Consider the following 14,212-nt stretch of genomic DNA (forward strand, 5'->3'; position numbering starts at 1 on the left):
AAATCAAAAATCATGAATAAAACTTTCGCGACTGAAATATTTATCAATGGTGAGATCCATACTCTTGATAGAGAAAATCCTATCGCTCAAGCGATAGCCATTTATCAAGGTAAATTTCTTTTTATTGGCTCAAATGATGAAGCGATGCAGTTTCAAAATGCAGAAACAAAAATCATTGATCTAAAAAACCACGTTATTATTCCTGGGCTTAATGACTCACATCTTCACCTGATCCGTGGTGGATTAAACTACAACCTTGAATTACGGTGGGAAGGCGTGCCTTCTCTTTCTATTGCCCTTGAGATGTTAAAGGCACAAGCACAAGTGACACCGTCACCGCAATGGGTACGTGTTGTTGGTGGTTGGAGCGAATTTCAATTTGCAGAGCGCCGTATGCCAACGCTAGATGAAATTAATGCGGTTTCGCCTGATACGCCTGTTTTTGTTTTACACCTCTATGACAGTGCATTGCTAAACAAAGCCGCTTTACGTGCGATTGGTTATACCAAAGAGACACCAAATCCACCGGGAGGTGAAATTCAACGTGATGAACACGGTAATCCAACTGGATTATTAATCGCTAAACCGAATGCTATGTTGCTCTATTCGGCATTAGCAAAAGGCCCTAAATTACCCCTTGAATATCAAGTTAATTCAACCCGTCAATTTATGAGAGAACTCAACCGCCTTGGTGTAACTAGTGCTATTGATGCAGGTGGTGGTTTTCAAAATTATCCTGAAGATTATCAAGTCGTTGATGAACTTGCCAAGAATAACCAATTAACTATTCGTATTGCTTATAACTTATTTACTCAAAGACCAAAACAAGAGTTTGAAGATTTCCAACAATGGACATCAATGGTATCCCCCGGTGATGGTAGTGATTTTTACCGCCATAACGGTGCGGGTGAAATGTTGGTTTTTTCTGCGGCTGATTTTGAAGACTTCTTACAACCAAGACCTGATCTTCCTGAAAATATGGAAGCTGAATTAGAAAAAGTGATCCGCCATTTAGTCGAACATCGCTGGCCATTTCGTTTACATGCCACTTATAACGAATCCATTAGCCGTATGTTAGATGTCTTTGAAAAAGTCAATAAAGACATTCCTTTCGATGGATTACACTGGTTTTTCGATCATGCTGAAACTATCAGTGAGAAAAATATTGAACGTGTTAAAGCACTTGGCGGTGGATTAGCAATTCAACATCGTATGGCATTCCAAGGCGAATATTTTGCACAACGTTATGGCACAAAAGCCCTGAAACAAACTCCCCCTGTTGCCAAAATGCTAAATGCACAAGTTCCTGTTGGATTAGGGACAGATGCAACTCGTGTTGCTAGTTACAATCCGTGGACAGCGCTTTATTGGTTAGTTTCGGGACGTACTGTGGGGGGAATGCAAATGTATGATGGCGATAATCGTTTAGACAGAGATACCGCGCTTATGTTGTGGACGATGGGTAGCTCATGGTTCTCCAATGAACAAGGTAAAAAAGGTCAAATTAAAGCAGGACAACTTGCTGATTTTATCGCCCTTTCTGCTGATTATTTTCGCGTGCCTGAAAATGAGATCAAAGCCATTGAATCACTTTTAACGGTAGTGGATGGCAAGATTGTGTATGCAAATGGTGACTTTTCATCATTAACACCACCGTCTATTCCAGTATTACCTGATTGGTCGCCAGTGATAAAAGTACCAGGTCATTATTCTTACTTGCAACAAGAGACAAAAGCCGCGGTGTTAAATCAGCTACATCAATGCTGTGGTGCCTGCCATGTTCATGGGCATCAACATGATATCGCTCGCCAATCATCCATTCCTATTTCAGATGATAATGCATTTTGGGGCGCTTTAGGCTGTTCTTGCTTTACATTCTAATTTTTATGATAACGATGGTCGGTAATTATTTATCGACCATCTCAAACAAAGAGAGATAAGACGATGGCAACGCAACGCGCCTCTGCATGGTCGCCCTTACGTAATCGTATTTTTTTCGTATTATGGATGGCAACGCTATTTTCTAATATTGGTACTTGGATGAATGATGTGGGTGCTGGTTGGTTGATGACAAACCTCAGCCCTGATCCCGTGATGATTGCCGCTATTCAAGCCATGACGACATTACCTGTTTTCTTATTGGCGCTTCCCGCAGGAGCCATTGCTGATATTTTCGATAAACGAAAACTGCTTATTTTCGTCAATATTTTAATGCTCTGTGCGGCCACGTTATTGGCTATTTTGGTTTATTTCGATGTTATCAGCATTGGCTGGTTATTATTAATTACCTTTGTTTTGGGTTCTGGTGCCGCATTTTTAGGCCCTGCATGGCAAGCCATTGTGCCAAGTATTGTCAAGCCTAATGAATTAAAATCAGGCATTGCCTTAAACAGTATGGGAATTAATATCAGCCGAGCGATAGGTCCCGCACTTGCAGGTATTTTGATTTCTCAGGTTGGTCTTTATCTTCCTTTTTTACTTAACGCCTTGAGCTTTATTGCCATTATTCTTGCTGTCTGGTGGTGGGAAGGTGAGAAAAAAGAAGAAGAGAAACTCCCTGCTGAATCTGTTGTGGCAGCAATGATCTCCGGTTTACGTTATGCGCGTTATAGCCCTGCATTGATAAAAACGATTGTAAGAGCCGCCAGCTTTTTTATTTTTGCCAGCGCCTATTGGGCAATGTTACCGCTAGTTGCTCGAGTCTCACTACATGGTGATGCGACACTTTATGGTCTATTAACAACTAGCATTGGTATTGGCGCGGTGGTTGGTGCATTTAGCTTATCAACCTTACGTGAAAAATTTAGCACCAGCACACTTATTGCTTTTGGCACTCTGGGTACTGCATTGGTGTTATTTATTTTTGCTAGTGCGACTTCAAAATATCTCGCTATTTTCGCCAGTATGCTTGCAGGATTTAGTTGGATAATCACCCTTTCCACATTAATGGTCTCTGCACAAACAGCATTGCCTAATTGGGTTCGTGCGAGAGGTCTCGCACTTTATTTAACTGTGTTTTCAGGCGCTATGGCGTTAGGCTCTCTTGTTTGGGGACAAATCGCTTCACATACTTCAGTGACGATAGCTTTGCTGTGTGCAACGGTTGGGATTATTTTAGTTTGGTTATGTGTTTTGCGTGTCAAATTAGACCATGACAACATCAACTTACAGCATTCAGAACACTTTATTCTTGATGAGGGGCTTATTGAGATCACAGCAGATAAAGATCCTGTGTTAATTACCGTAAATTATCAAATTGAAGCAATTCACCAAGAACAATTCCTTAGTTTAATGAATCGATTAAAAACGGTTCGTTTAAGAGATGGTGGTTATTCATGGGGCTTGTTTGTTTCATCTGATGCGATTACAGATAATAACGCTCAAACTTATATGGAAACGTTTATGGTCGCTTCTTGGGCTGAGCATCTTCGTCAACATGATCGCGCGACAATGGATGATAAACAGTTGCAACAACAATTAGATAAAATAATTAGCGCTAAAAAAGTGACACACTCTTTCTCTGCTTTTTCACCCAAAAAATAATTACATCAATCGCTCATACACTTTATTTATTTTTATTTCGGTCAATAAGGTGTATGGGTGGTTTTGTGTTTTTTATCCTTTCATTGCCTCTCACTCTACTTTCTTGTACTCTGCACCGCTTCTTACCTTTGAAATAACGAAAACGTATTTGAGAAAATCATGACAGGACATATTTCTAAAGATCCGCTACATGGCATCACTCTTGAAATGCAAGTAAATGCGCTGGTGGCAAAATATGGTTGGGCTAAATTAGGACAACTTATCAAAATTAACTGCTTTAGAAGTGATCCTAGCGTGAAATCGAGTTTAAAATTTTTGCGCAGAACACCTTGGGCGCGCGCGGAAGTGGAAGCGTTATATCTTGATTCTTTAGAAGCAGATATTGATGATGTGATTGAAGTTATCGACCATCCTGATTGCGATCCGTGGGCAAATAGTCGAAAGTAGTTTTAAAATGAAATTCTATTTCAAAGTAGATATATCCTATAAAATCTATTTTTTATTATGAGGGGTATTTAAATTTTGAAATAAAAAATGCTACTTTAGTAACTAAAGTAGCATTTTAAATGCTATAATCTTAAAAGATAATTATATTTTAAATATTTTATATCCTATAAATTATAATAGAGTTTATTAGAATTCATCTTTGAAAATTGATGGAGTCATTGAAGCAATTGTATCATTTTTCACATGAAACATATTGCAAAAATAAATTAGACTATTTACATTTAATGGAAGTGTGAAATTATTTGATGACATATCATTTATAACTTCTTTTCTCAATAATCGAAAAAACTCTTTTGCAACTTGAGGATTATCATCAAAATATTTACTAATCGATTCATTGAGCTTCATTGGTTGCATCCGCAATCTGAATTTTTGACGTAGCATTGATTCCCAACTTCTAGATTTATAGTGTTTGTAAGCTAATTCATCGAATATTTTTATCATCGTCCACTCTGATGTTTCTAAAGTTGCATATATCCCATTAAGCCTACGGCTTTCATTATCGTGATTAGCCCAATCTGGTTTAGATTTATATCTAAGATCATGTTCTACTTCATGCCATCCCTCAGAAAGAATAGACCGTATTTGAAGTTCAAAAGTTGAATCAATGAGTTTACTAATTGGCTCACTAAATAAATATTCTTTTTCTAGAAGTTTTTTTGGAATGTCATATACTATATTATATCTTACTGCAGAGAATTCATCCGCTCCCATAATGTCAATGCTATGATCTTTCTCTCTTTCCGAAAAAATAGTATTTAAAATATTATGAACAATCTCTATATCATCATTGAAATATAGAGCTATTCTAACACCTATGGCATCTTGAATTTTATGTGTATCACCATATTTAGGATCGCTCAATTTTTTGTTGATTGATATAATATCCTTATTTCTAGAAAAAACTCTAAACATAATTCCGAGATTTGTAAGTTTGGATGAAATTAATTCTTCTATGTCTTCTTTTGTTGATTCACTAAAGGAAAAATTTATTTTATTGAGTGTACTGTTCATTCTAGCGTCCTAATATTTTTTTAACTTCACCAACATTAAATTTATTTATCGCAGTAAATGAACTACTATTTGCACTTTCAAGAATTTCTTTATCTTTCAGTCTTTTAATAGCTTTTGTTATATTTCTTCTAGAGTAACCTTCAATTTTATATAAAACACCTGTATAGATATGTAATCTAGTGATTGAATTAGAACCTAATGGCATGAATTTACCTAATATCTCTCTTTCTAAATTTAATTCATCATCATTAGGTATATCCTCTTCAATTTGTTCATTATCTAAAATTAGGTTGTTATTGTCTGTACAATTTAGAAAACTTATATCATAAGGCTTAGAATCCATAGGATAAGTACAATTATAAAATTGGCAAGAAATAAATGTAACATCATGAAAGTTTATAAAATTAAAAACGCTATTTGAAAAAGAACACTCGTTAAAAACAGAGTTTTTTATTTCTGACTTCTCAAAAAATACTGTATTTTCAAACTCCAAGCCTGTGATGGTTGTACTAGAATAAATATCCAAATCAATATGTTGTTCTAATAAATATTCATATTTCATATGTTCGGTAGACGTTAGAAATTCTCTCATTCCTAAAAGTCGTTTCCATAATAAATGGCGTTCACTATTATTACGAGGCAAATATGATTGTACTGCTGGTTCAACAAATCGTTCATCTGCTGCTAGCCAATCGTCAGCATCATTTTCAATGATACCGCGAGCGATATAATTACCAAAAACAAATTCATTAACAAATTCTATTCTATTTTCACCTTGATTACTTCTGTCAAAAAATGCATGTGTGGCTAATTTATTGGCTAATGCATCGATAGTAGGGCGATCTTTCCCTGGATATAAAAGCCTTGTTTCGTCAAGAATCAATGTGTTTTTGCTTTTAATTAAATTTATTATTTTTTCTTTATTATCTGACGTATAGTCATTTTCACACATGTTCATTGCAATACTAGATAAGACAGCAGATTGTTTTTCTGGGATCATCAGAAGATCTTGCCGTTCTCTTTCTCTTTCAAGCATAGATGTAAAATAATGATCTACAATTTTTGAGCTTTGACTACATAGAGCATTAAAGTTTTCATCATTGATGGAACGAAGATAAGCTAGCAATACTGGGTTTGATAATTTTTTTATATCAATATGTTGAGATTTTAACTTATCAATCCTTTCAGTAGATAACCAATCTTTAACTTCAGGTATACTTAATTTATATCTAATGACATTAAAATTATCTTTATATTTATTTTTCCACTCTTGAAACACTTCCCCATCAAAAATTGCAGTGCGACGAGATGTTAATATAACTTTAGCTGAATTGGTAAGAAGTTCACCTATTGTTTCTAACATTGGTTGGGCTTTTTCAAAATCAATATCATTATTTTTATTTATTGTGGTTTCATTTAATAACTCATCAAATCCATCTAATACGAGAACAATTTTACCATTTTTTGTTTCATCGATAACAAGATCACTTTTTACGGTACGAAAACTACGATCGACTTCCCTAACAAAGACATGGCTAAATACTTTTGCTTGACGATCTCGCGAAAATTCGGTAAAGAAAGGAAGTGGAGTACCTTCAGTTTCAACTAAATTTTTAAGTATCTCATATGATGTACAGGTTTTTCCAAAACCGGCTGGTGCTTCAATAAGAATTAATTTAGATTCATTTTTTTTTATTTCTTTTAAAATATCCTCAATAATATTTTCTTCATGTTTTGGGGGGGAGTTCTCTTTTTCATATGGAACATGTACATAGTTATAGTTTTTCGCACCAAAAGGTAAAATAGATAGCATTTTTTCACAATAATCATTGTACTCATTTTTAATTCTTATTCTCCAATCATCAACATTGAAAAAACCTTCAAATAAATTATTTTCTATATCTTTTAAGTCTGTAAAAAAAGATTTTTTTGTTGAATATCCTATATCGTCCAGTCCTTTTATACTTTTTTCCATCTCTTGAAGATTAACATTTTCAGTATAAACCAATTCAGCATTATGGAAAAAACCGGCTTTAAATGTAAATGCATAATAACCAGCTCCTGATGCGTTTTTTTTATACTCAAAACCATACTTTCTAAATAATGAGATAAGACGGTCGGAATCTAACATAAATATTCCTATAAAATATATGTAGTTTATGTAGGTAGTATTGAGAATATTTTTTCTTTTATATTAAAAAAATAAGATATTAATAATGCCATATTTTTTTATTTAGTACTACTCATCCCTAAACTCTTTCGGTGTCATACCAAATTCTTTTTTAAAGATAGAGTAAAAATATTGCAGTGATGGATAGCCACACATCACAGATATTTCTTGTATCGCCAGTGTTGTGGTGGCTAATAAATTTTGAGCGCGTTTGAGCTTTTCTTCATAAATAACGGTATGAATTGTTTTGCCAATTTCTTTTTTAAATCGCTGTTCTAAATTAGAACGCGACATATTAACCGCGTCTAAAACTTGCTCCGTTTTTATTCCCTTGCAAGCATTGTAATAAATATAATGCATAGCCTGTACAACGGTAGGGTCGTTAAATGAATGGAAATCTGTTGAACGGCGCTCAACAATTTTAACCGGTGGTACTAATATTCTTTGCGGTTTCTCTGTGACATGCCCTTCCAGCGTTTGATGCAACAACTTCGCAGCTAAATATCCCATTTGTCGTGAACCTTGCACAACAGAAGATAATGCAATACGAGATAAATAACGCGTCATATCTTCATCATCAATACCAATAATGCTGATCTCTTCAGGCACATTAATATTTAAATTATCGCAAACTTGCAGTAAATGGCGCGCCCTAGCATCTGTTACCGCAATAATACCTGTTTGTGGGGGCAAGGTTTGTATCCAATCGGATAAACGGTTTTGCGCATGTTGCCAATTTTCTTGGGTAATATCCATGCCGTTATAAACAATACCCGGATATTTTTCACTGGTGACTAATTGACGAAATGCATGCTCTCGTTCATTAGACCAATGAGGATGATCTTTTGCTGGCAAGCCATAAAAAGCAAAGTGTTTCAGCCCTTTTTGCTTTAAATGTAAAAAAGCTTGCTGGACTAATTCATAATTATCTGTGGCGATATAAGGTACAGATGGATAATTTTCTTCTTGATGATAAGAGCCACCCACACCAATAACTGCTAATGGTAATTGGCTTAAATGTTTTGCAATAATTGGATCATCAAAATCTGCAATAATACCATCACAAACCCAATGGTTTATATTATCAAGCCGAGTACGAAAATCCTCTTCAATAAATACATCCCAATGGCACTGTGATGCCTGAAGATATTCTCCAACACCTTCAACAACTTGTCGGTCATACACTTTATTAGCATTGAATAACAGCACAATACGAAAGTATTTATCTTTTTTCATTTTACGCTACCTAGTTTTCTCGTTTGGCATTAAACCACAGCTTTAATTTTGTAAGAACTTGCTTTCATTGCTATGTGACTACTATCACACAAGCCAAATTTCGTAATGGCAAAGTAAAAAATAGGAATAACCAATGTTAATTACAACAGGTATTTTGTTTTTAAACCCGATTGCCGAGGAGATTTCTCATGTATCAGAATAACTTTAATAAATTAATTTCTAGGCAAAATACCTATAGCGCAAAATGGTGTAATAGTAACGCCAATGTTATCCCGTTATCTGTTGCAGATATGGATATTCCTGCGCCTGATTTTATTATTAATGAACTTACCCAATTTAATCTTAAAGGCATTTATGGCTATACCGACCTGAGCCATGATTGGAATAATGTTGCTGCTAATTGGTTTAAAACGCAATATCAGTGGGTTGTTGCCCCTGAGACAATTGTCTTTTGCCCTCGTATTATTCAGGCTGTTTCACTTTATATTCAGAACTTTACGCAAATGGGCGATAAAGTGACAACGTTATCTCCCGCTTATCATCCTATTAGTAATGCTGTTTGTGTCAATCAACGTGAACTATTAGAAAGCCCGCTGATTTATCGTGACGGCTATTATGAAATTGATTTTGATGACTTGGAAAATAAGTTTAAACAGTCTGTCTGCTTTATTTTGCTATCACCGCACAATCCAACAGGAACAGTATGGCAAAAAAGTGATTTATTAAAAATAGCGGAACTTGCACAAAAATATCAGGTTTTTATTATTTCTGATGATGTGCATGCCGATTTTGTTTTTGATGACGCAACTTATCACCCTATTTCATCAGTAAATACTTATGTAGAACAACACTCTTTTATTTGTACTTCTCCCGCTAAAACATTCAATTTAGCAGGTCTTGAAGTTGCGAATATAGTTATTGCCAATCCTGAATATCGTGAAAAATTCAAGCAATGCTTAATTGCTGCGGGTATTCATAATCCTGGCTATTTTTCAGTTCCCGCTTTTTTACAAGCTTATACCTTACAAGGCCAACAATGGGTTGGTGAATTAAAAACGTACCTTGCTGATAACCGACGTTGGGTAAAAGAACAATGTGAACGTTACTTTCCTGATTGGGTTATCACTCAAAGTCATGGCACCTACATGCTATGGATCAACTACCAAAAAATGCAGTTATCTGAAGAACAACTAAAACATTGGTTTGTTTCATTAGCTGAAGTGGAAATGAGTTGGGGGCGTGGTTTTGGTGCGGTTGGGGATGGTTTTTTCCGCATTAATATCGCGACACCTCGTTCAATATTAGAAACCGTTTTCACTCGGCTTATTCGTACCTTACCTCACGCCAGTTTGGAATAAATTACAATGAAAACGCAAACGATAAACAGCCCGAGAACACCTACATTACTCGAATCACTCTTTCCTATATTCACCATGGTGGTGCTATTAGGTGGAGGCTACGCTGCTTTTGATTTACCACCAGAGCCTTTAATGGTGCTATCCACAGTTGTAGCAGCGCTATTAGTAAAACGATTAGGATATCGCTATGACGAGATCTTAACGGCAATTTCACAAAAAATTGCTAAAACCATGCCCGCATTGTTAATTTTAATCAGCGTGGGCTTATTAATAGGCACATGGATGATTGGTGGCACCATTCCACTGATGATCTATTACGGCTTAAAAATGATCAGCCCAGAAATGCTTTATGTTACGGCATTATTGGTTACATCATTAGTGTCAGTCTGTACGGGAACGTCATGGGGTTCTGCGGGAACCATCGGTGTTGCCTTTATGGGCGTTGCCGTCGGTATGGATGCTAACCTTGCTGCAACCGCTGGTGCCGTCGTTGCGGGTGCTTATTTTGGTGACAAATTATCACCATTATCAGGTGATACCAATCTTGCCGCAATGGCAGCGAGGATCGACCTTTATCAGCATATCTGGCACTTACTTTATACCACGCTACCTTCTCTGATTTTAACCGCGATTGTAATGACGGTTTATGGCATGAATGGTGATTTAGCCGGTCAAGGTGTGCCAGAAAAAGTGACATTAATTACAAATGGTCTTGAGAGTGTTTATAACTTCAATCTGATCCTTCTCATTCCTGTATTAGTGATTTTATATGGTTCAGTAACAAAGAAACCCACAATCCCCGTGATGTTAGCTTCTGCTGCAATCGCGATGTTTAATGCCTATCTTATTCAAGGTTTTGGATTACATGACATCGTAAAAAGTGCAGTTGATGGCTTTAATGTCTCGATGATCCAAGGTAAAGAAGTCCCTGAATTATTAGGTAACTTATTAAATCGTGGTGGCATGAACTCAATGATGAGCACCCTGCTTATCTGTTTCTGCGCCCTCTCTTTTGCCGGTACTTTATCGTTAAGTGGTGCATTAGAGGTGATTGTCCATGCATTGTTAAAAATGGTTCACTCAACAGGCTCTATGATCTTAGCCACAATTGCTTGCGGGCTAACCATGATTGGCGTGACCTGTAATGGACAAATCTCAATCCTTATTCCTATCGAAATGTTACGCGGTGCCTACATCGAACGAGGTTTACACCCTAAAAACCTAGCTCGTACCGTAGAAGACTCCGCCACTATCTTTGAACCTATTTTACCGTGGACAGCTGCAGGCGCTTATATGGCAGGTACGTTAGGTGTTGCAACCTTAAGTTACTTACCTTGGGCTGTATTGTGCTGGAGTGGCATCTTCTTTGCCATGCTGTGGGGTTTCACGGGCTTTGGCATTGCCAAATTAACACCAGAAGAGCAGGAAGAGATGACTGCTGAGCTTGAATCACATTCAGAATTACAACTTGATACTAAATAAGGACGGTTCCATGTCTTACTTTGATAAAATTGAACAAATTCAATATGAAGGCACAACAAGCGATAACCCATTAGCGTTTCGTTACTATAATCCTGATGAGATTATTTTAGGTAAACGAATGGAAGATCACCTAAGATTTGCGGCTTGTTATTGGCATAATTTCTGTTGGAATGGTTCTGATATGTTCGGTATCGGTACTTTTGATAGACCGTGGCAAACTCCGGGTGAAGCCTTAGAACAAGCAAAACGCAAAGCCGATGTAGCCTTTGAGTTCTTTCATAAACTCAATGTTCCTTTCTACTGTTTTCATGATGTCGATGTTATTTCTGAAGGTAATAACATCAATGAATATATCTCTAATATGGCGGCAATCACTGATGTATTAGCGAAAAAACAAGAAGAAACCAACGTTAAGTTATTATGGGGAACAGCAAACTGCTTCACTAATCCTCGTTATGGTGCAGGTGCAGCAACCAATCCAGATCCTGACGTTTTTGCATGGGCTGCGACACAAGTCTGTGAAGCGATGAAAGCGACAAAAACACTGGGTGGCGAAAACTATGTATTATGGGGCGGGCGTGAAGGCTATGAAACACTGTTAAATACAGATTTACGCCAAGAAAGAGAGCAAATTGGCCGTTTTATGCAGATGGTTGTTGAACACAAACATAAAATTGGTTTCCAAGGTACATTACTGATTGAACCCAAACCACAAGAGCCGACAAAACACCAGTATGACTATGATACTGCGACTGTTTATGGTTTCTTAAAACAGTTTGGTCTTGAAAAAGAAGTCAAAGTAAACATTGAAGCCAACCACGCAACATTAGCAGGACATAGCTTCCATCATGAAATTGCGACTGCCATTGCGTTAGGGATTTTAGGCTCTGTTGATGCTAACCGTGGCGATCCACAATTAGGTTGGGATACAGACCAATTCCCAAATAGCGTAGAAGAAAATGCACTTGTGATGTATGAAATTCTTAAATCAGGTGGATTTACAACGGGTGGTTTAAACTTTGATGCTAAAGTTCGTCGTCAAAGTAATGATAAATATGACCTTTTCTATGGGCATATTTCAGGAATGGATACAATGGCAATGGCATTACGCATCGCAGCAAGAATGATCCAAGATGGTGGTCTTGATAAGTTTACGGCACAGCGTTATTCGGGCTGGAGTGCAGAGTTTGGTCAAAATATCTTACAAGGTAAATATAGCCTTGAAGATGTGGCGAAATATGCACAAAACAATACATTAGCGCCACAGTTACAAAGTGGACGCCAAGAAATGCTCGAAAGTTTAGTGAATCGCTATATTTTTGGTTAATTGCATAAATGTAATAACACAGCGGGTTTTCCGCTGTGTCTATTAATTAGATATAGGTCATGAGGTAACTTTATGTATTTAGGGCTAGATTTAGGCACTTCAAGCGTTAAAGCGATCATCATGAATGAGCAAGGTGACGTTGTTGCCAGTCATTCTGTTTCTTTAGCAATATCACGCCCTCACCCTCAATGGTCAGAACAAGATCCACTGCAATGGTGGCAAGCCACGCAAGACGCTATTCTTCAGCTTGGACGAAGTTATCCTATGGATAAAATCGAAGCGATTGGATTAAGCGGTCAGATGCATGGCGCCGTTTTACTTGATGCTCAACAAGCGGTGCTACGTCCTGCAATCTTATGGAACGATGGTCGTAGTTTTAAGCAGTGCCAAGTGCTTGAGGCGCAATATCCTCAGTTTAAAAAGATCACAGGTAACTTAGTTATGCCCGGCTTTACGGCACCAAAACTACAATGGGTTGCTGAACAGGAGCCTGAAGTTTTTCAACGCATTGCACATGTTTTATTACCTAAAGATTTTTTACGTTGGAAGATGAGCGGTAATTTCGCCAGTGATATGTCAGATTCAGCCGGCACGCTTTGGTTAGACATGCAAAAGCGAGATTGGAGTGAAGAGCTTTTAAATGCGACAGGATTAACGCGTCGCCAAATGCCTACGTTGTTTGAAGGTAATCAAATAACAGGCTATCTATTGGCTGATATCGCTAAAAAATGGCAGATGAAACAAGTCCCTATTATTGCGGGTGGTGGCGATAATGCCGCGGGTGCAATTGGTGTTGGTGTTTATCAACCTGGCCAAGCGATGCTCTCTTTAGGTACTTCGGGTGTTTATTTTGTTGTTAGCGAAAAGTTTCTCCAAAATAGTGATAATGCAGTACACAGCTTTTGTCATGCATTACCCAAGACTTGGCATTTAATGTCAGTGATGCTAAGTGCTGCATCATGTCTTGATTGGGTGTGCCAATTAACAGGGATCGAGGATGTCGGTGCGATGTTTGAAGAAGTGGAACACGCGACTTTTGCTGATAGCCCTCTCCTGTTTTTACCTTATCTTTCAGGTGAACGGACACCATATAACAACCCTAATGCGAAAGGTGTCTTTTGGGGATTAACCCATGAGCATCAACGGGCTGACTTATGCCAAGCGGTTCTTGAAGGTGTAAGTTTTGCGTTACGACAAGGGATTGAAGTTGCAGAAAATGCGGGGCAATTAGCTGATAATATTACATTAATTGGTGGTGGTGCTAGAAGTGAATATTGGCGACAACTTCTGGCAGACATTACAGGAAAAACCCTCGATTATCGTCAAGGCGGTGATGTCGGCCCTGCACTTGGTGCAGCAAGGCTCGCACAATTAGCGGTAAACCCTGCTCATTCATCACAGGTTATTCTTTCTCAACCTAAGCTTGAAAAACGTCATACACCTAATTTAGAAAAACACAAAATATACGAAAAAAAATATCATGCTTTTAAAAAGCTATATTCATTAATTGAAACAATGGAAATATAGCAATATTGCATCAACATCAGGGAAAAATAGCGCCATCTTTAAAGGATT

10 protein-coding genes are annotated in these 14,212 nt (G+C 37.3%); 7 read left to right on the forward strand and 3 right to left on the reverse strand.

Annotated features, from left to right (window positions below; translation table 11 throughout):
- Positions 1 to 12 precede the first annotated feature (12 nt).
- From QQS39_RS08920 to QQS39_RS08930, 3 genes are all read left to right on the forward strand, one after another.
- On the forward strand, positions 13 to 1,881 hold the full coding sequence (locus QQS39_RS08920; protein ID WP_285805787.1) for an amidohydrolase: 1,869 nt from the start codon (positions 13 to 15) through the stop codon (positions 1,879 to 1,881).
- A 63-nt stretch (positions 1,882 to 1,944) separates the two neighbouring features.
- Positions 1,945 to 3,543, forward strand: a complete 1,599-nt coding sequence (locus QQS39_RS08925) for an MFS transporter (RefSeq protein WP_285805788.1) — start codon at positions 1,945 to 1,947, stop codon at positions 3,541 to 3,543.
- A gap of 159 nt (positions 3,544 to 3,702) precedes the next feature.
- Entirely contained in the window at positions 3,703 to 3,990 is a 288-nt protein-coding gene (locus QQS39_RS08930) for a VF530 family protein (protein ID WP_285805789.1), read from the forward strand.
- Positions 3,991 to 4,176: 186 nt separating this feature from the next.
- Here the strand turns inward: QQS39_RS08930 and QQS39_RS08935 are convergent, their stop codons facing one another.
- The 3 genes from QQS39_RS08935 to QQS39_RS08945 all read right to left on the reverse strand — a co-directional run bounded on the left by QQS39_RS08935 (position 4,177) and on the right by QQS39_RS08945 (position 8,470).
- Positions 4,177 to 5,064 (reverse strand): nucleotidyltransferase family protein, encoded by an 888-nt coding sequence (locus tag QQS39_RS08935; RefSeq protein WP_285805790.1) that lies wholly within the window; start codon positions 5,062 to 5,064, stop codon positions 4,177 to 4,179.
- A gap of 1 nt (position 5,065) precedes the next feature.
- Positions 5,066 to 7,195, reverse strand: a complete 2,130-nt coding sequence (locus QQS39_RS08940; protein ID WP_285805791.1) for an NACHT domain-containing protein — start codon at positions 7,193 to 7,195, stop codon at positions 5,066 to 5,068.
- 108 nt (positions 7,196 to 7,303) lie between these two features.
- Entirely contained in the window at positions 7,304 to 8,470 is a 1,167-nt protein-coding gene (locus QQS39_RS08945; protein ID WP_151435091.1) for a XylR family transcriptional regulator, read from the reverse strand.
- Positions 8,471 to 8,658: 188 nt separating this feature from the next.
- On the opposite strand from QQS39_RS08945, the gene QQS39_RS08950 reads away from it, so the two are divergent.
- From QQS39_RS08950 to xylB, 4 genes are all read left to right on the forward strand, one after another.
- Positions 8,659 to 9,828, forward strand: coding sequence for a MalY/PatB family protein (locus QQS39_RS08950; protein ID WP_196571293.1), 1,170 nt, complete (start codon positions 8,659 to 8,661; stop codon positions 9,826 to 9,828).
- 6 nt (positions 9,829 to 9,834) lie between these two features.
- Positions 9,835 to 11,310 carry a Na+/H+ antiporter NhaC gene (gene nhaC, locus QQS39_RS08955; protein WP_088495624.1) on the forward strand — a complete coding sequence of 492 codons (1,476 nt, stop codon included), beginning with the start codon at positions 9,835 to 9,837 and terminating at the stop codon, positions 11,308 to 11,310.
- 10 nt (positions 11,311 to 11,320) lie between these two features.
- Positions 11,321 to 12,637 carry a xylose isomerase gene (gene xylA / locus QQS39_RS08960; protein WP_285805792.1) on the forward strand — a complete coding sequence of 439 codons (1,317 nt, stop codon included), beginning with the start codon at positions 11,321 to 11,323 and terminating at the stop codon, positions 12,635 to 12,637.
- A gap of 72 nt (positions 12,638 to 12,709) precedes the next feature.
- Entirely contained in the window at positions 12,710 to 14,164 is a 1,455-nt protein-coding gene (gene xylB, locus QQS39_RS08965) for a xylulokinase (RefSeq protein ID WP_285805793.1), read from the forward strand.
- Positions 14,165 to 14,212: the final 48 nt, after the last annotated feature.

The sequence above is a fragment of the Proteus appendicitidis genome (assembly GCF_030271835.1).
Taxonomy (GTDB): Bacteria; Pseudomonadota; Gammaproteobacteria; order Enterobacterales; family Enterobacteriaceae; genus Proteus; species Proteus appendicitidis.

Coding starts and splice junctions, on each gene's coding strand:
- QQS39_RS08920 (WP_285805787.1), top strand. CDS start 13: ATGAATAAAACTTTCGCGACTGAAATATTTATCAATGGTGAGATCCAT.
- QQS39_RS08925 (WP_285805788.1), top strand. CDS start 1,945: ATGGCAACGCAACGCGCCTCTGCATGGTCGCCCTTACGTAATCGTATT.
- QQS39_RS08930 (WP_285805789.1), top strand. CDS start 3,703: ATGACAGGACATATTTCTAAAGATCCGCTACATGGCATCACTCTTGAA.
- QQS39_RS08935 (WP_285805790.1), bottom strand. CDS start 5,064: ATGAACAGTACACTCAATAAAATAAATTTTTCCTTTAGTGAATCAACA.
- QQS39_RS08940 (WP_285805791.1), bottom strand. CDS start 7,195: ATGTTAGATTCCGACCGTCTTATCTCATTATTTAGAAAGTATGGTTTT.
- QQS39_RS08945 (WP_151435091.1), bottom strand. CDS start 8,470: ATGAAAAAAGATAAATACTTTCGTATTGTGCTGTTATTCAATGCTAAT.
- QQS39_RS08950 (WP_196571293.1), top strand. CDS start 8,659: ATGTATCAGAATAACTTTAATAAATTAATTTCTAGGCAAAATACCTAT.
- nhaC (WP_088495624.1), top strand. CDS start 9,835: ATGAAAACGCAAACGATAAACAGCCCGAGAACACCTACATTACTCGAA.
- xylA (WP_285805792.1), top strand. CDS start 11,321: ATGTCTTACTTTGATAAAATTGAACAAATTCAATATGAAGGCACAACA.
- xylB (WP_285805793.1), top strand. CDS start 12,710: ATGTATTTAGGGCTAGATTTAGGCACTTCAAGCGTTAAAGCGATCATC.